General features: G+C 68.1%; 12 protein-coding genes. 5 read left to right on the forward strand and 7 right to left on the reverse strand.

What is annotated here, in order from left to right; translation table 11 throughout:
* Window positions 1-19 precede the first annotated feature (19 nt).
* Complete coding sequence (cysN, locus tag ABJK40_RS13875; RefSeq protein ID WP_348478893.1) at window positions 20-1966, forward strand: sulfate adenylyltransferase subunit CysN; 1947 nt, start codon at window positions 20-22, stop codon at window positions 1964-1966.
* Between the two features lie 115 nt (window positions 1967-2081).
* Window positions 2082-3854 carry an SLC13 family permease gene (locus ABJK40_RS13880; protein WP_348478894.1) on the forward strand — a complete coding sequence of 591 codons (1773 nt, stop codon included), beginning with the start codon at window positions 2082-2084 and terminating at the stop codon, window positions 3852-3854.
* A gap of 93 nt (window positions 3855-3947) precedes the next feature.
* On the opposite strand, the gene ABJK40_RS13885 is transcribed toward ABJK40_RS13880, so the two are convergent.
* Complete coding sequence (locus tag ABJK40_RS13885; RefSeq protein ID WP_348478895.1) at window positions 3948-4604, reverse strand: Rho termination factor N-terminal domain-containing protein; 657 nt, start codon at window positions 4602-4604, stop codon at window positions 3948-3950.
* Between the two features lie 151 nt (window positions 4605-4755).
* Between ABJK40_RS13885 and ABJK40_RS13890 the strand changes: the two genes are divergently transcribed.
* Together ABJK40_RS13890 and ABJK40_RS13895 are read left to right on the forward strand one after the other, a co-directional pair.
* Window positions 4756-6384 carry an MFS transporter gene (locus tag ABJK40_RS13890; protein ID WP_348478896.1) on the forward strand — a complete coding sequence of 543 codons (1629 nt, stop codon included), beginning with the start codon at window positions 4756-4758 and terminating at the stop codon, window positions 6382-6384.
* Entirely contained in the window at window positions 6381-6983 is a 603-nt protein-coding gene (locus tag ABJK40_RS13895) for a hypothetical protein (RefSeq protein ID WP_348478897.1), read from the forward strand. The genes ABJK40_RS13890 and ABJK40_RS13895 overlap by 4 nt, the downstream gene beginning before the upstream one ends.
* Window positions 6984-7166: 183 nt before the next feature.
* On the opposite strand, the gene ABJK40_RS13900 is transcribed toward ABJK40_RS13895, so the two are convergent.
* The 3 genes from ABJK40_RS13900 to ABJK40_RS13910 all read right to left on the reverse strand — a co-directional run bounded on the left by ABJK40_RS13900 (window position 7167) and on the right by ABJK40_RS13910 (window position 10666).
* Entirely contained in the window at window positions 7167-8132 is a 966-nt protein-coding gene (locus tag ABJK40_RS13900; protein WP_348478898.1) for a GDP-L-fucose synthase, read from the reverse strand.
* Between the two features lie 135 nt (window positions 8133-8267).
* Window positions 8268-9572 (reverse strand): HNH endonuclease signature motif containing protein, encoded by a 1305-nt coding sequence (locus ABJK40_RS13905; protein WP_348478899.1) that lies wholly within the window; start codon window positions 9570-9572, stop codon window positions 8268-8270.
* A gap of 170 nt (window positions 9573-9742) precedes the next feature.
* Window positions 9743-10666, reverse strand: a complete 924-nt coding sequence (locus ABJK40_RS13910) for a PD-(D/E)XK nuclease family protein (RefSeq protein WP_348478900.1) — start codon at window positions 10664-10666, stop codon at window positions 9743-9745.
* A gap of 122 nt (window positions 10667-10788) precedes the next feature.
* Here ABJK40_RS13910 and ABJK40_RS13915 point away from each other — a divergent pair, with 122 nt between their 5' ends.
* Complete coding sequence (locus ABJK40_RS13915) at window positions 10789-11388, forward strand: hypothetical protein (RefSeq protein WP_348478901.1); 600 nt, start codon at window positions 10789-10791, stop codon at window positions 11386-11388.
* A 7-nt stretch (window positions 11389-11395) separates the two neighbouring features.
* Here the strand turns inward: ABJK40_RS13915 and ABJK40_RS13920 are convergent, their stop codons facing one another.
* The 3 genes from ABJK40_RS13920 to pgsB form a co-directional block, all read right to left on the reverse strand.
* Window positions 11396-13867, reverse strand: a complete 2472-nt coding sequence (locus ABJK40_RS13920; RefSeq protein WP_348478902.1) for a CapA family protein — start codon at window positions 13865-13867, stop codon at window positions 11396-11398.
* A 67-nt stretch (window positions 13868-13934) separates the two neighbouring features.
* Window positions 13935-15428, reverse strand: coding sequence for a poly-gamma-glutamate biosynthesis protein PgsC/CapC (locus tag ABJK40_RS13925; protein ID WP_348478903.1), 1494 nt, complete (start codon window positions 15426-15428; stop codon window positions 13935-13937).
* Between the two features lie 16 nt (window positions 15429-15444).
* Window positions 15445-16713: a poly-gamma-glutamate synthase PgsB gene (gene pgsB, locus ABJK40_RS13930; protein ID WP_348478904.1), complete on the reverse strand. Its 1269-nt coding sequence runs from the start codon at window positions 16711-16713 to the stop codon at window positions 15445-15447.
* Window positions 16714-16829: the final 116 nt, after the last annotated feature.

Genomic DNA, 16829 nt, shown 5'->3' on the forward strand with positions numbered 1-16829 from the left:
ATGACAGGGGCTCTTTCTGATGGCGCACTCGTCGGAACTCATCGCGGAGGACATCGAGGCGTACCTCGTCTCGCACCAGTACAAGTCGCTGCTCCGCTTCATCACCTGCGGGTCCGTCGACGACGGCAAGTCGACCCTGATCGGTCGACTGCTCTACGAGTCGCACCTGGTGTTCGAAGACCACCTCGCCGCACTCGAAGCCGACTCGGCCAAGGTCGGCACGCAGGGCACCGACCTCGACTTCGCCCTCCTCCTCGACGGCCTCACCGCCGAACGCGAGCAGGGCATCACGATCGACGTGGCCTACCGGTTCTTCTCCACCGAGAAGCGCAAGTTCATCGTGGCCGACACACCCGGCCACGAGCAGTACACCCGCAACATGGTCACCGGTGCCTCCACCGCCGATGTGGCCGTGATCCTGATCGACGCGCGCAAGGGCGTCCTCACCCAGACCCGTCGCCACAGCTACCTGGTCAGCCTGCTCGGCATCCGCAACGTGGTCGTGGCGGTCAACAAGATGGACCTCGTGGACTACTCCCAGGAGACGTTCGAGACGATCTCCCACGACTATCTCGACTTCGCCACGCAGATCGGTCTCGCGGACGAAGGGCGCATCACCTTCGTCCCGCTGTCCGCGTTGAAGGGGGACAACATCGTCGACGCGAGCGACAACACGGCGTGGTACCACGGGCCGACGCTGATGGAGTTCCTCGAGACGGTGGAGGTCGAGGACGACCGCGCCGCAAGCCCGTTGCGCATGCCCGTGCAGTGGGTCAACCGACCGAACCTCGACTTCCGTGGATTCTCGGGTCAGATCGTCGGTGGCACCGTCCGTCCGGGTGACCCCGTTCGGATCCTGCCCGCCGGCACCACGAGCACGGTCGCCCGGATCGTCACGATGGACGGCGACCTCGACGTGGCCGTGGCCGGTCAGTCGGTCACGCTCACCCTCACCGACGAGGTCGACGTGTCGCGCGGCGACATCATCTGCGCAGGCGACGATCCGGCGGAAGTGGCCGACCAGTTCGAGGCGCACATCGTGTGGATGCACGAGGAGGAGATGCTTCCGGGCCGTCCGTACCTGATGAAGATCGGAGCCCGCACGGTCGGCCTCACCATCGACGACCCGAAGTACCGCGTCGACGTCAACACCCTCGAACACCTGGCGGCCGACACGTTGGCGCTGAACGAGATCGGGGTGTGCAACATCGGGCTCGACCGGACGATCCCGTTCGATCCGTACCCGGGCCTCGCACTGGGCGAAGGCAACACCGGCGCGGTGGGCAACCGGGACACCGGGGGTTTCATCATCATCGACAAGCGCACCCAGACCACCGTCGGCGCCGGACTGCTGCACTTCGCGCTGCGCCGCTCGCACAACATCCACTGGCAGGACGTGCGAGTGGACAAGGCCGCACGCTCCGAGATGAACGACCATCGACCCGGTGTGGTGTGGCTGACCGGGCTGTCCGGGTCGGGGAAGTCGACGATCGCGAACATCGTGGAGAGCAAGTTGCACACGATGGGCGTGCGGACGTACCTGCTCGACGGCGACAACGTGCGCCACGGCCTCAACCGCGACCTCGGCTTCACCGACGCGGACCGCGTGGAGAACATCCGGCGCATCGCCGAGGTGTCCGCGCTGATGGTCGACGCCGGCCTCGTCGTCCTGGTGTCGTTCATCTCGCCGTTCGCAGCCGAACGCCGCCTCGCTCGCGAGCGTGTCGCCGACGGCGAGTTCATCGAGGTCCACGTGGACGCGTCGGTCGACGTGGCCGAGTCCCGCGACCCGAAGGGCCTGTACGCCAAGGCACGCGCGGGTGAACTGTCGAACTTCACGGGGATCGATTCGCCGTACGAGGCGCCCGAGGCGCCCGACGTGCACATCGATTCGGCGAACACCGCGCCCGAGGACGCCGCCGACCAGGTGATCGCGGCACTCCGCGCCAGCGGCATCGTGACGTGACCGACAGGTTCGTGTCGGTCGAGCAGGCGTCGGTCCGTCTTGTGTCGGTCGGTCTCGTGTCGGTCGGTCTCGCACCGCCCGCACGCCCCGTGGCCGCTCCTCCGGGCCCGATGCCGTGACCACCGACTCGGTCGTCACCCTTGCGGTGCTCGTCGTGACCGTGGGCGTGTTGGTGCTCGACCGACTCGCACCCGTCTACGTGCTCGCCGGTGCCGTCGGCGTCCTGCTGTACGCGGACGTGATCGACACGCCGGTGGCGTTGAGCGGACTGTCCGCTTCGGCGCCCGCCACGATCGCCGCGCTCTACGTGCTCGCCGGAGCGGTGACGGCCACGGGCACCTTCGCGAACGTCGTGGACCGATTGCTCGACAGCAAGCGGCCGATGCTCGCCTTCACCGCGGCCACCGCGGCGATCTCGTCGGTGGTCCCGAACACACCGCTGGTGGCGATGTTCGCCCCCCGGGTGGTGCGGTGGGCGCAGCGCCGCGGCGCCAACGCCTCCCGTTTCCTGCTGCCGCTCTCGTTCGCGAGCATCCTCGGCGGTGTCGTCACGCTGATCGGGACCTCGACCAACCTCGTCGTGGCCGACCTCCTCGTCCAGGCCGGCGAGGAACCGCTCGGAGTGTTCGACATCACCATCGTCGGCCTCCCGGTGGCGATCGTCGGTGTCGTGCTGCTCGCCACGGTCGGCCGCCGCCTGCTGCCCGAACGCACCGCGGTGGCCCCCGACCTCGTACAGCGTGGGCGGGAGTTCCAGGTGGCGGCACGCGTCGTCGCCGACGGTCCGCTGGTGGGCCGCACGGTGGCCGATTCGGGGCTGCGCAGCCTCGACGGCGTGTTCCTCGCTCTCGTCGAACGCGCCGACGACACACACGCCGACCCGACCGCGCTCGCCGCGTCGCCCGACACCGTGCTGCGTGCCGGGGACGTGTGCTGTTTCGTGGGCGACGTGGCGCGCATCGTGGACCTCCATGCGTTCGACGGTTTGACGCCGCTCGAGGAACATCACGTGTCGAGCGCCGAGGGACCCGGGACCCGACTGTTCGAAGCAGTGGTGGCGCCTGCGTCGGAACTGGTCGGTTCGACGCTGCGCTCGGTGGCGTTTCGCGGGCAGTACGGGGGTGCGGTGATGGCGATCCACCGCGCCGACGGCGACCTCGGTGGTCAGCTCGGACGGATCCCGCTGCGCGCCGGTGACGTGCTGCTGGTGCTCGCCGACGACGGGTTCGTCGGCCGCTGGAGGAACGACTCGGACTTCTCCCTCGTCGCGCCCGTCGACGATCCGCCGCCGGAGCGACGCAACCGGACGGGGTTGGTCGTGGCTGCCACGCTCGGGATGATCCTGCTCGCAGCGTTCGGCGTACTGAACCTGTTCGAAGCAGCAGTGCTGGCCGCCATCGTCGTCGTCGCCGGTGGGGCGATCTCGATGAACGAAGGCCTGCGTGCGATCAACGTGAACGTCGTGGCCACGATGGCGGTGGCGATCAGCCTCGGTTCGGCGGTGTCGATCAGTGGCCTCGCGGACGAGGTGGCGGACCTGGTGGAACGGTCGCAGTCGCTGGGCTTCGGCAACGTCGGCATCGTGGTCGTGACGATGCTCGCGACCATCGCGCTCACGGAACTGGTGACCAACACGGCGGCGGCGGCGCTGATGGTGCCCGTGGCGATCTCGGTCGCGGACGGCGTCGGCGCGGACCCCCGGATGCTGGCGATCGCCGTGCTGATCGGTGCGTCGTGCTCGTTCCTGTCGCCCGTCGGCTATCAGACCAATCTGATGGTGTTCGGACTCGGTGGGTACCGGTTCTCCGACTTCGCGCGGGTCGGTTTCCCACTGACCCTCTCGACGCTCGCCACGTCGGCGGTCATCCTTCCGATCGCCTTCGGCTGACCAGAGGACCCGACAGCCCACGCAACGGGTCCGGAGCGGACCGGCCGGAGTGGGTCAGACCCGATCCGGCCGGTCGTTCCGGTCGAACGGGGGTCAGACGGCCTTGGCGATGGCGTTGACCAGTTGGGCCTTGGTCATGTCGGCGCGGCCGTCGATCTCGAGCAGCTGTGCCTGCTCGTACAGCTCGTCCTTGGTCTTGGCGTTCAGGTGGGCCTTCTCGTCGCGGGTGTCGGCGGCCTTGGTCGACGCGATCGTGGCGTCGAGACGGTCGGCCACCTCGTCGGCGATGTCGGAGACCTGGTCGTCGAGCGTGTCGACGGCGATCCTGACCTGCGCCTTGGTCTGGCCGGTGACGCGACGCACGCCGGTGGTGGCGGCATCGACGGTCTGGCTCACGGTCCAGCGGATGGTGCCGGCCACGGTGCGCACGCCGGTGTCGGTGGTCTTCGCGACGGTCTGGACCGATCCGAGGAGCAGTTCGAGGTTGCGGCGGTTGGTCGAGATGGTCCGGTCGGCGACCGCACGGTTCAGCTCCAGCCACTTCGCCGGAATGCGCGGCAGGTTGCCTTGGATCTCGTCGAGGCGGGTCTCGATCCGGTGAGCGATGCTCGCCGCGTCCGGAGCAGCGTCGAGCTGATCCCGGGCGGTCGTCGCAACGCGCTTCGTGGCAGCGGTGGCCGACTTCGCGGCGGACTTGGTGGCGGCGGTGGCGGACTTCGTGGCGGACTTCGTTGCGGTGGCGGTGGCCATGGTGTTCTCCTTGGGGATGACGGATACTTGCGTGAAATACTACGCATCGGGAGAAGGGTTGCCACGCGAGTTGACGGAAGTCACGCAGGAGCGCGCTGCGGAGAGAGAGTTCGCAGTGTCCGCGCCGCGCACGAGGTCGTACGGTGCGAACGTGCGCAGTGCGGGGACCGACGGTGACGATCGCGAGGTCGGTGTCGAGTCGACTCCCGCTGAGGCCACCCGTGCACCGGACTCGATCGATGCCGACACGGCCGACCGCCATCGGGAGAACGCAGCGGCCGCCGTCGGGGACAGTGCGACGGCCGGCCTCCGCACCCTGAAGATCGGGCTGGTCGCCGTCGTCACACTCGTCGCATTCGAATCGCTCGCGGTCACGACGATCCTGCCCGACATCGAGGACGACCTCGGCGGCATCGCCTGGTACGGCTGGGTCACCACGGCCTTCTTCCTCGGGACGATGATCGGGATCGTCTTCGCCGGCGACCAGGCCGACCGTCGGGGTGCTGGTGTGCCGTACGCCATCGGACTCACCCTGTTCGCGATCGGTCTGCTGATCGGCGGGGCTGCGCCGGACATGCCGGTCCTCGTGCTCGGGCGTTTCGTCCAGGGGTTCGGTGCGGGTGTCGTCCCGGCGATCGGCTACGTCGCGATCGGTCGCGCGTTCGACGTCGCCCAGCGACCGCGGATGTTCGCGATCCTCTCCACGGCATGGGTCGTTCCCGGCCTGGTCGGGCCCGTGGTCGCCGAGCGCGTCGCGGACGGAGTCGGCTGGCGTTGGGTGTTCCTCGGCCTGCTCCCGCTGGTGGTGGTCGCCGGCACGCTCGTGCTTCCCGCGATGATGCGGCTCGGCCCCGTCACCGGTGGTACGTCGCAGCGCGTGAGGTTCTTCCGGCGTCGCCTCGTGGAGGCCACCCGCGTGGCGGCGGGAGCGGCGGTGGCCGTTGCCGGATTCACCGGCGATCGGGTGCTGCTGGGGCCGGCCCTCGTGCTCGGCGCCGTCCTCGCGACGGGACCGTTCCGTCGACTCACGCCATCCGGGACGCTACGCGCGGCCCGCGGTCTGCCGGCGGTGATCCTGTCTCGCGGCGTGCTGACCTTCGCCTTCTTCGGACTCGACGCCTTCGTCCCGTTCGCGATCACCAACGGTCGTGGGCTCTCGACGTTGGTGGGCAGCGTCGCTGTCACCGTCGTCACGGTCAGTTGGACCAGCGCAGCCTGGATCCAGGATCGCTGGATCGTGCGCCTCGGCGAGGCCCGCTTCATCCGCGCCGGCTACTGCTCGCTGGCGATGGGCATCGCAGTCGTCGCGCTCGGGGCGCAGCCCGATGCCGTTCCGTACTGGCTGATCCACGTCGGCGCCGTGTTCGGTGGCTTCGGGATGGGTCTGTCCTATGCGGCCCACACGCAACTGACCCTGCGCAGCGCGCCCGACGAGGCGGTCGGCTCGGCCACCGCCTCGATGCAACTGTCCGACAACCTCGGCATCGCGCTGGGAACCGGCGTGGTGGGAGCGATCGTGGCCTTCGGCGACGACTCAGGGTGGGCCGCCGGCGATGCGGTCGCCGTGGCGTGGATGGTGCCGCTGTCGGTGGCGCTCGCAGGCATCATCCTCGTCAGCCGATTCGCGCCCTCGCGAGCGGCGCGAGAGACGCCGGGCCGGGCTCCAGGAGAGACATCGGGAGAGACATCGGGAGAGACGCCAGGCCAGGCGTCAGGAGAGACGTCAGGGGAGTCGTCCCCTGGTCTCGGTCCGAGCGAGAGCGGCATGCTGAGTCCATGAGGATGCGCCCGATGGACCAGCGCTCGCCGATCGTGGGGCCCGTGCGGGCCCTGGGGCTGACGCTGGTGTTGACCGGGGCGCTCGCCGCGTGTGGGACGAGCGAGGAGGTGGCGCCGGTCGTGGCGGCCGACCTGCCCGGAGACCTGTGTTCGCTGGTGCCGCCCAGCGTGGTGGAACGGTGGAGCCTGGCGGTGGAGGACCAGCACGTCAGGGGTGGCGAGTCGGTCAAGCAGGCGATGTGTTCGATGTCGGGCATGTCGGCGGGGGAGGCGGTGACGCTCGAGGTGCGACTCACGTCCTACGGAGGCGCCGACGTCGAGTCGGCCCGTTCGGTCGCCCTCGGAACCCTCGCCGATTCGTGTGCCGACCTCGAGGCGTCGGGCGTCGGCACGTTCCAGGACTCCGAGACCGGATGCACCCGGACGTCGCTCGACGAGCCGGCCTCCGAGCGGGGCCGAGTGGTCGACGTCCACCGAGCCATCCCGTCGCGTGGCGTGATCCGGGTGGAGATGTCGCACAGCGGCCAGAACTGGCAACTCGTCGCACCCGAGGTCGTCGCAGTGTCGGGCACCGTCGGCCAGACCGACTTCGACGCCTGACCCACCCCACGTGACGAGCCAGGTGTCCGTCGGACCCGATGGTGTCGTGCCGGAGGACGCGCCGCCCGCGCGGGTGGGCGGAAGCGGCACGGCGAATGTGCGTCGGTCCCGGTCGGTGCGATCAGGAGTGGCCGGCAGGCGCAGGTCGAACCTCGTCGGCTCGCCGCTCGACACCCACCCGAATCACGTGCCGCGGGCGGTGTCCACGTGGTCGAGGAACCAGGCGTAGGTGGAGGCGATGCCATCGTCGAGTCCGATCGACGGGGTCCAGCCCAAGGCGTTGAGCTTGCCGACGTCGAGCACCTTGCGCGGCATGCCGTCGGGTTTGGTGTGGTCGAAGATCAACTCGGCATCCGGGAACACGACCTGGCGGATCTTCTCGGCCAGGTCGCGGATCGGGAGGTCGATGCCCGTACCGACGTTGACGTGGCCGTGGTCGCTGTAGTTGTCCATCAGGAACAGGCATGCGTCGGCGAGGTCGTCGACATGGAGGAACTCGCGCATCGGTGAACCCGTTCCCCACACGTTCACCCGCGGGTCGTCGGCGGACTTGGCTTCGTGGAACTTGCGCATCAGTGCCGGGAGCACGTGGCTGGAGGTGAGGTCGAAGTTGTCGTTCGGCCCGTACAGGTTGGTCGGCATCGCCGAGATGAAGTCCCGCCCGTACTGCTGACGGTACGCCTGGCACACCTTGATCCCGGCGATCTTGGCGATCGCGTACGGCTCGTTGGTGGGCTCGAGGGGACCGTTGAGCAACTGGTCCTCGTCGATCGGCTGGTTGGCCTGGCGAGGGTAGATGCACGACGAGCCGAGGTACAGCAGCTTGGTCACGTCGGTCTCGTGGGCAGCGTGCACGACCGTGCCGTGGATCATCATGTTGTCGTAGATGAACTCGGCCGGTCGGGTGCTGTTGGCCATGATTCCGCCGACGGTTCCCGCGACGAGGAACACGTGGTCGGGGCGGTGGTCACGAAACCACGTCGACACCGCGGCCTGGTCTCGCAGATCGAGTTGGGCACGCGTCGCGGTGAGGACGTTCGTGAAGCCGTCGGCCTCGAGTCGACGCATGATCGCCGAGCCGACGAGTCCGCCATGGCCCGCCACGAAGACCCTGGAGTGGCGATCGATCGACTGCACCGGCTCGCTCATGGGCGCGATGCTATCCACCGTGGTTCCGGGTGGAATCGGGCTGGGCCCGTCGAGGTCGGCCGGGTTACCGGTTTGCTGGTTCCCGGCGTGGGCGGTCGGTTCGGTGCGCCGGACAGATCGTTTGTTCCATCTCGCCTACCGTCTGAGCGGAACGTGACGGGGGCGACGATCGATCGTGGTGCCTCGATGGTGGACGCTGCCGTCGGGTCGTGTCCACGTGGCGGTTCGCTCCGAATCGAGTGTGAGTCCCCAGCGGCCTTCGTGAACGACGTGATGGTGTTTCTCGCAGACGGGGAGCAGATTGTCGATGTCGGTGGGGCCGTTGTGCTCCCACCACCATCGCACGTGATGGATCCGGCAGTCGGAGAAACCGACCGTGCAGCCGGGGAAGGCGCAGCCCCGGTGCATCGCAGCGAGAGCGTTGCGCTGGGCAGGTGTGGCGGTTCGCTCCCGTCGGCCCTGGTCGAGTACCTCGCCGTTCGTGCCGAGCACGATCGGGATGATGTGGGCATCGCACGCCATGCGTCGCACGACGTCGGGAGGGAGCTCCACCCCGTCGTCGGTTTCGCAGATGGCGCCGGTCGATCGGATACCGGTGACCAACGTGTCGAGATCGCACAGGATCGAGATCTCCGGGAGACGAATGCCGGAGGCGTTCGTGGTGCGGCGGGCGTCGGGGTCGGATGCCGAGCAGTCGGTGTGCGCCGGTCTTCGCGTGACGATGTCGACCACGGCTCGCGCCTGCAGCGCGGCGAACGTGAGCGGTTGCTGCCCGTCGCTGAGGCGTCGAGCACGCTCGCGACCCACCTGCTGGTTGATGGCCTTCCACATCGTCGCGTCGCGCAGTGGGTCGAGACTGATGAGCGTGTTGCACATCCCCGTGCCACGGTCGACCCAGCGCTTGACGCTCGAAGCTGCCCGCTGGCGTTCGAGTTCGTCGACTTCGGCGTTGCGGTCGTTCATCGTGGCGAGGTGCCGTGCGAGATCGCGGCATTCGCGGTCGAACGCATCGACGCCGAGTTGCTGCGAGCGTGCGACGAGGTCGTCGGCGAACGCGGCGAACTGTTCGGCGACGTCATCGGTCAACCGCGCATGGGCGGCGGCTGCGACGTCGAGGTGTCCGGCGCTGATCTGGCCGTGGGTGAGGGCCGATTCGAACGCCGGCATCAGTTGGCACGCCTCCTCGCGGGCTGCTGCATCGCGAGCGCTTCGACTCGACCGACCGGTGTGGTCGGCGAGCACGTTCTCCGCTGGCCCGGAGTGGCCGGCGGCACTGAGCTCGCGAGTGCGGCGAACGGCGAGCACCTCGGCTGCGTCGCACGCAGCGCGGACCGCAGAGATCGAGCGCAGGAAATCGGCGATGCCGTCCCGATCGAGATCGGACGGATCGGTCGTGGAGAGAGCGCACCAGGCTGCGCCGGCGGCTGTCGTCGAATTCATTCGTGTCCCTCCGATCGCAGTCTGTCGACATGGTGGAGGGGGAGTCGGTAGAGATGAGGATAGCCGAGTGTCGATGGAATGCAACAAAGGATCGGAAGAATGTCAAACGACGAACACTTGTGCGACCCGGTGGCTCCGATCCCGGAGCGACACGGGAAGGACGATGGCGATCAGTGGTCGGCGACCGCAGCCAGGTGGGTGATGCCGACCTCGCACGTGGTGCGCAGGGGGCACCACCGGCAACTCACCCCGGCCCGACGCCGCGGCGCTCGCCCTTCGGAGCCGAGTTCGATGACCGCATTGATGCCGTCGAGCGTGCGACGCATCGCCGTCTCGAGCATCGCTTCGGTGACGTCCTCGGCATGGGCGTCGGCGGCGTCGAGGTAGAAGGTGGCGACCTTGCGTGGCGGCACTTCTCTCACGAGGGTCTCCAACAGCGCGTAGAACGCGAGGTCCTGGCGATGGCGGGTGTTCGGTCGCCCCGTCTTGAGGTCAATGATCACCTTGCGGCTCTCCACGCCGGACGGAGCGCCGAACAGCAGGTCGACCTTGCCCGCCAGCGTGATCGGGCCCCGGTTCGGCCATCTGACCGACGCTTCGGTGACCGGACGCCACTTCTTGGACAGTGGCGGGAAGTTCTCGAGGAACGCGGTCACACGCTCCACGCTCTGGCTGCGCACGTCGGCCTCGTCGCCGTCGTCCAGCGTCGCGACCCACAGCCCGACCCCGCTGTTCTCGTTCGCCAGACGGCTGAGGGCCTCGTCGACCAGGTCGATCGGCGTCGGCTCCCCCCGCCACGACAGCAGCAGTTCGATCGCGCGATGGGCGACGGTCCCCTTCGCGTTCGCCGCGGTCCACTCGAACTCGTCGGGTTGCAGGTAGTGCTCCTCGCAGTCGAGCACCGACGCGATCTTGTGTTTGGAGATCCACACCTCCTCGCGGTCCTCGAGTCGGCCGGCGAAGTGGTCGAGCGCAGCCTGCATCTCGTCGCGGATGTCGTTCACGAAGTCACGGTCGAAGACCACCGGGTCGCCGGTGCGCCTCAGCCGATCGAGCGTGCGCTGCTGCACCGGGTTGAGGTCCACGTCGCTCACCGGACGCACTGTAGGCCGAGCCATCCGGGCCCACCGTCGCCGAACGGGATAGCCTCGCCGGGCGAGACGAGGCCCGAGCCGTGGTCGGTCCCGTCCACTCGAAACACCGCCGACGCCACACGATGTCCAAGACCACCGCACTGAACATCATCCTCGGCGTCCTCGTCGCCGGCCTCCTCGCCACGTTGCTCTACCAGGAGACCACCGAGTCCGACGCGGTCCCCGCCACGACCACGACGACGACGATTCCCGAGACGACCACGACCACCACGACGACCACGACCACGGTCCCCGACACGACGACCACGACCACCACGACCACCACGACGACGGTCGTTCCGATCCCGGCCACGTCGGTTCCTCCGACCGACCGCTTCTTCACCGGAGTGCTGATCGTCAACGGCACGTCGGTCGGTGAGCGGATCCCGCCGGTGATCGCCCGCCTCAACGACGTCGGCTACTTCGACGTCCGTGGGGTCGTCGGCGCGGTCGCCGCGGCGACCACGGTGATCTACTACGTCGAGCCGTTCCTCGGCGAGGCCCAGGTCGTCGCCCAGGACCTCGGGTACGACCTCGCCGAGATCACGATCCTGCCCTCGAGCGAAGCGCCGCCCGTCGCCGGCATCGGCGTGGCCAAGGTGATCGTCTACCTCGGGCCGGGTGACCTGCCCGAACCGCCGGCCGTCCCCGCCGATTCGGTCGAGCAACCGGCGAACACCTGACCGGCGTTCAGCAACCGCTGACGACGAGTTCGACGGCGTCGGCGGAGGTCGATCGCACCATGTCGGCGGGACCCCACACGGCGGCGTCCGATTCGGTCGCGCCGCGCCATTCGATCAACGCCAGTTCGTCGATCGTCAGGTGTGCGACCAGCGCGGGCGGCATCTCGATGCGGATGCCCGCTGCATTGAAGGCGGGCCCCTCTCGATTCGACAGCCGCCCGGGAACCGGGACCGTGAGTCGGTGCCATTCTCCGTCGTCGGGCAGGTCGAGCGCGATCTCGACTCCGTCGACTCGTTCCGTGGTCGGTTCCACGGTGGGATCGGAATCGTCGAAGTCGAAGACCGCCAACTCAAGCACCGGACGTTCGCCGCGCTCGCGGTGGGCCCGCAGCCGGATCTCGTAGTCGGCCGGCGCGTCGAGCGGAGCCCCGGCGTCGTCGAAGAGACGATGATCGTCGACGTCGGCCAGCGCCAGCAGGCGCGTGGTGACGGGCGCATTCGGGTCGCTGTGCAGACCGAGCGCGAGATCGAACGGGTCGTCGTCGGTTGCCGACGACGTCGACCATCTCCCGGGATCGGCGGGGACGAGGAGGTTGACCGGTGAGTTGCGTCGCTGATCCGTCGTGTCGCGGTCGACGTGGCCCCAACCGAACAGGTCGACGCCGATCTGGACGTCGTCGTCGAGGAGGTCGGTGCGAACGAGCGTGCAGGGAGGCAGCGGTGCCGACCCGTCGGGGTCGAGGTCGATCGAGACGCTGGATTCGGCGCGACCGAGTCCGACCACTCCGCTGTTGCGCTCGAAGCGCACGACCGCCGGTTCGGAATCGGGTGGGCGGCCGTCGTCGTCGGTGCGACGTGCGTCGAGCACGGTGCCGACCCGTGGCCCCACGACCCGCTCGCTGCTGCCGGCGAGAGCCGAACGAGCGTCGATGGTTCGGATCACCCGCTGAGCGGAGTTGCCGGTGAGCGGCGTCGGGCGGTAACGGTCGAGCACGAGCGGGAGGAAGCGGACGTCGAGGACCTCGTCGCCGTCGGTGACGACTCGGAGCAACGCGCTCGGGAAGGTGGCGAGGAAGTCCTGGTCGAAGACGAGGTTCCCGAGGCTGTACGCGATCAGCTTGCCGCGATACCACTCGGCCCCCTGGAGCACGTGTGGATGATGGGAGATCACGGCGTCGGCACCGGCATCGATCGCGGTGCGCGACGCCTGTTGGATGAACGAACTGCCCACGTCGGCGAACTGGTACCCGCCATGGATCTGGACCACGACGAAGTCAGCGCCCGCCGTGCGCAGTCGCTTCACCTCGCGTTCCATCGCCGACTGCCGCCACTGCGCCGCACCTCCGTGCCCGCGTCGGGCCACCCAGTCCTGCAGTTCCGGGAAGGCATCCGCAGCGGCAACCCACACGTCGGTCGCCTCCCCGTCCGCGAAGCGGCGTTCGGCTTCCTCCACGACGTTCCACGCTTCGCTGATCCGGATCGGTCTCGGGGCGACGCGGATGTCGTCGATCGAGCGATCGCCGTCGACCGGTGCGCGCAGCGAGAAGAGTCTCTGCTGGTACTGCCAGTCGTCCTCAGGTGCGAGGTCGGCGGGTGGGTCCTCGTCGGGCGACGGGAGCTGGTCGTTCACGTAGTCGCCGTTCACCGTGGTCATCGACACGAGGCCCAGCGACATTCCCTCCACGTCGACGATCCGGCCGCGCGTCGCGTCGGCATCCGTCTGTCCCGCACCGACGTGCTCGATCCCTGCGTCGTCGAGCGCCTCGATCGTCGACCGGACGCCGTCGTCGCCCCAGTCGTACGCATGGTTGTTGCCCAACGTCACCACGTCGACGCCCATCTCGTCCAGTGTCTCCACGACGAAGGGAGACGACTGCAACAGGAACCGCTTCGCCGGGAGTGATTGCTCGACGGGGAGTTCACCGACGACGGTCTCGAGGTTGACGATCGTCGCATCGGACGTCGCCGAGAGCGGCGCGATGTCGGTGACGATCTTGCGGGCGGAATCGGCGCCGTCGATGAACGGGGTGGACCGATCGGGATCGAGGTACCGCCGACCGAGCATCACATCGCCGCCGAACGTCATGCTGACCCGCGAGCCACCCCGCTCATCGGTGCGGCTCCAGAGTTCCACCGACACCGCGCCGTCACGAGGTGCCACGGCGACGGGTTCGTCGAGGTGACCGGGAGCGGCGACCACGGCGACGTCGGGTCGCTCCAGCACGAGCTCGACGCGACCGAGGGAATCGACGAAGGTCGCCTCGCCGCCGACGGTGACGGTGGCATCGGGGAGCGGACGACCTCCCTCGTCGGCGACCGTGACGACGACCACGGCGGTCGGCGCACCGGGCGGGTCGCTCTCCATGCGATCGTACGCTCCGCACCCGAGCGCCCCGACGAGCGAGATCGCCAGAGCCGCCGCCGCAGCGCGCTTCGCCAGGTGCGTCGCCGAACCCGTCGGCTCGTTCTCGGGTGTCACGACGCGTCGACCTGACTCGCCACGACTCGGGTCGACGGTGTCGGACGGGCCACGGACATCGCCCGATTCAGTGCGTCGCCGACGGGGCGAGGAGGACGCGAGCGGGGGCAGGAGCGGGTGCCGATGTGCGGTCGGCGTCGGGACGACGGGGGGTCGTGTCGATGCCGCGGCCCGCATCCAGTGCGTGGAGGAGCACGTCCGACGACATCCGGTCGAATGCGTCGGTGGCGGCGGCTCCGGGCAGCGGACCATCGAACATCCCGCGGGAACGGGAGAGTTGCCGATCGAGCCAGGATTCGGCATTCGATGCCGCCTCCGGATGCTCGATCGCCCACGTCGTCCACGGCGTCAGCGTCCAGGCGGAAGCGGCTGCAGCCGCAGCGGCGGACAGGGGCGACGGCAACGGAGCCTGCGCGGCGAGGTCGACGCCGGAGACGGCGTGTCCGTCGTGCGCTGCGCCGGAGCGGATGCGATCCAGGATCGGAGCGATCTGCGGGAAGAACAACAGGAGCGTGGTCGCCGCGGACATCGCCACGTACGCGGGTTGCAGGGGTGTGGCCACGAAGATCGAGCGGATCCAGAGAGTGGTGCTCATCGCGAAGAGTCCGGCGACGACGAGACCCTGGAACACGCGCTTCGGGCTGGTGCGTTGAGCGTCGTTGGCGAGCAGCCCGGGCAACAGCAGCGGGGTGAGTGCCAGGGATCCGACCCCCAGGTGTTCCCGCCACGTCGCGTCGAGGAAGCGGTCGCCGATCCACAGCCCGGACCACGAGATGGACGCCGACACCAGCAGCATCGACGAGAACTTCCGGCGGCCGAACAGGATCATGTGCTTCATCAGGAACTTCGCCACGATCACGAACGTCGCGAGCGCGATCACCACGGCGATCACGAGCTGCCACGGGTCGGCCATGAACATGCCGACGAAGGCGGCGCCGACGAACCCACCGCTGCGAAGGTCGTAGTTGTGCGCCACGGCCCACGAGGCGAGGATCGACAGGATCACGGCGAGCGGCAGCCACGACACCGGGAGCGCGAGACGTCCGAAGCCGCTGACGGGCGCCAGGTCGTTCACGCCCGGAAGGTCGAGGACGAGCGCGATGCCGATCGGGATCGCGACGATCACGCCCGACATCAGGACCGACTTGGTCGTCTTGGCCACGCCCTGGCGGGCCATGTCGTGAGCGATGAGCGCCGGCACGACGTACCCGACGCCGATGAACAGCGGGATGTCCGCCTCCCACAACCAGGAACCGGACGGGGTGAGCCGGAGCATCAGCGTCTGGATCGACGTGGAGATGATCGCGAGCAGCGTGAACTTCGTGCGTCCGTACAGCAGGAAGTAGCGACGCAGGAGTCGATTGACGAGGAGGTAGGTCGCGAACGCATTGAGGAAGGTCGCGACGATCACCAGCGGGTGGATGAGGAAGACCGCGATGTAGCCGGGGACGACGATGGACCCGGTCGTCAGGTGGCGCTTCTCGTACATGACCATCGAGACCGCCACGCCCAGCACGAAGGCGAAGCGCACCCATTCCGACGAGAGCAGATAGTCGTGCATCGTGTGCTCGCGCCGGTCAGGCTGCGGCCTCCGGAACGCTCGTCCCGAAGACCTCGTTGGCGAAGTCGTCGTGCCATGGTTCGGCCTCGTGCTCGAAGTACTCGAGCATCTCCTCGGCCTGGTGCGTGTGGATGTTCACGAAGCCGACCACGAGGATGTGCGCCGCCGGTTGGGCGAGGATCATCCGCTCGATGATCTCGTCCTGCGTGAAGGAGTGTTCGTCACCGAGGTTGACGATGTGATCGGGGTCGTATCCGTTCGATCGGAGGCGGTCCGTGACGAGGCCCTCGTAGGCGCCGAACGTGACGAGACGGTCGAACTCCAGGTCGTTCACGGCCACGTCGGCGAACTGGATCGCGCGACGTTCGCGGTCGGCGCGGTTGTTGAGGATGCCGACGACGAGCGTCTCGGGCATGGTGAAGGGCTCGAGCTTCTCCATCGCCGCCACCATCGATTCGCGGTCGTTGACCGCGAAGAGGTTCGCCCAGGTGACCTTCTTCATCCGGTCGCCGGTGCCGAGACGGAGGTGCTTCATGCGCAACACACCCGGGTCCGGTTCGGCTCGCGCCATGCCGCGGATGGCCACGTCGCGGGGGATCCCGATGATCTCGGCGACCGACAGGGCGATGGTCACGTTCTCCTTGAAGCTGATGAAGTCGAAGGAGTTGTTCTCCTCGTCCGTGATCCGCTCCGGATCGGCGACGATCAACGTCGTCCCGTTGGCGTGCGCGACCTCGCGCATGATCTCGACGATCTCCGGGTTCGACTCCGACGTGACGAGGATCCCGTCGAGGGGGCAGGTGGACAGGAGTGAACGTGCGATCTCGGGGAGCGTCTCGCCCATCACGTCCTGGTGGTCCTCGCGAACGTTCGTGATCACGCCGATGTTGGAGCGCACGATCATCTGCTCCGACACTCTCTGGTACTCGGGCTTGAGTGCCATGCACTCGATGACCAGGGCGTCGACGTCATCGGTGACGTAGTTCCTGCACAGCTCGATCTGTTCGAGGATCGTCGGTGGACCTCTGCGTTCGATCGGTTCGTCGACGCCGTCGCGGTTGATCACCGCAGCGAAGGTCCCGGTCGACTTGGCGACGGTGACCAGGCCGTGTTCACGCAGCATGCCGGCGATCATGCGCGACACGGTGGACTTGCCACGGATGCCGTTGACGTGGATCCTCCAGGCGAGTCCGTCGACGCGTCGTCGATGAGCGAGCGACTCCAGTCGCCAACGGGAGATCAGGGCGACGCACACGGCGATGCCTGCGATCACGATGAGGGGCACAGCCTTTCCTTCGTCACAAATGATGTGACCTTGAGGCTGTCAGGTTCGAATCTCTGAATTTCCTCAAGGCGTTCAGTGAGCACTCAAGAATGGAATCGACAGACCGACAGTCAGTT

Origin of the sequence: Ilumatobacter sp., assembly GCF_039969435.1 — a bacterium.
In the GTDB taxonomy this organism is placed as follows: domain Bacteria; phylum Actinomycetota; class Acidimicrobiia; order Acidimicrobiales; family Ilumatobacteraceae; genus Ilumatobacter_A.

Excerpts from the sequence above, each read along its gene's own strand:
- cysN (WP_348478893.1), top strand. The coding sequence starts at position 20 with ATGGCGCACTCGTCGGAACTCATCGCGGAGGACATCGAGGCGTACCTC.
- ABJK40_RS13885 (WP_348478895.1), bottom strand. The coding sequence starts at position 4,604 with ATGGCCACCGCCACCGCAACGAAGTCCGCCACGAAGTCCGCCACCGCC.
- ABJK40_RS13895 (WP_348478897.1), top strand. The coding sequence starts at position 6,381 with ATGAGGATGCGCCCGATGGACCAGCGCTCGCCGATCGTGGGGCCCGTG.
- ABJK40_RS13900 (WP_348478898.1), bottom strand. The coding sequence starts at position 8,132 with ATGAGCGAGCCGGTGCAGTCGATCGATCGCCACTCCAGGGTCTTCGTG.
- ABJK40_RS13905 (WP_348478899.1), bottom strand. The coding sequence starts at position 9,572 with ATGAATTCGACGACAGCCGCCGGCGCAGCCTGGTGCGCTCTCTCCACG.
- ABJK40_RS13915 (WP_348478901.1), top strand. The coding sequence starts at position 10,789 with ATGTCCAAGACCACCGCACTGAACATCATCCTCGGCGTCCTCGTCGCC.
- ABJK40_RS13925 (WP_348478903.1), bottom strand. The coding sequence starts at position 15,428 with ATGCACGACTATCTGCTCTCGTCGGAATGGGTGCGCTTCGCCTTCGTG.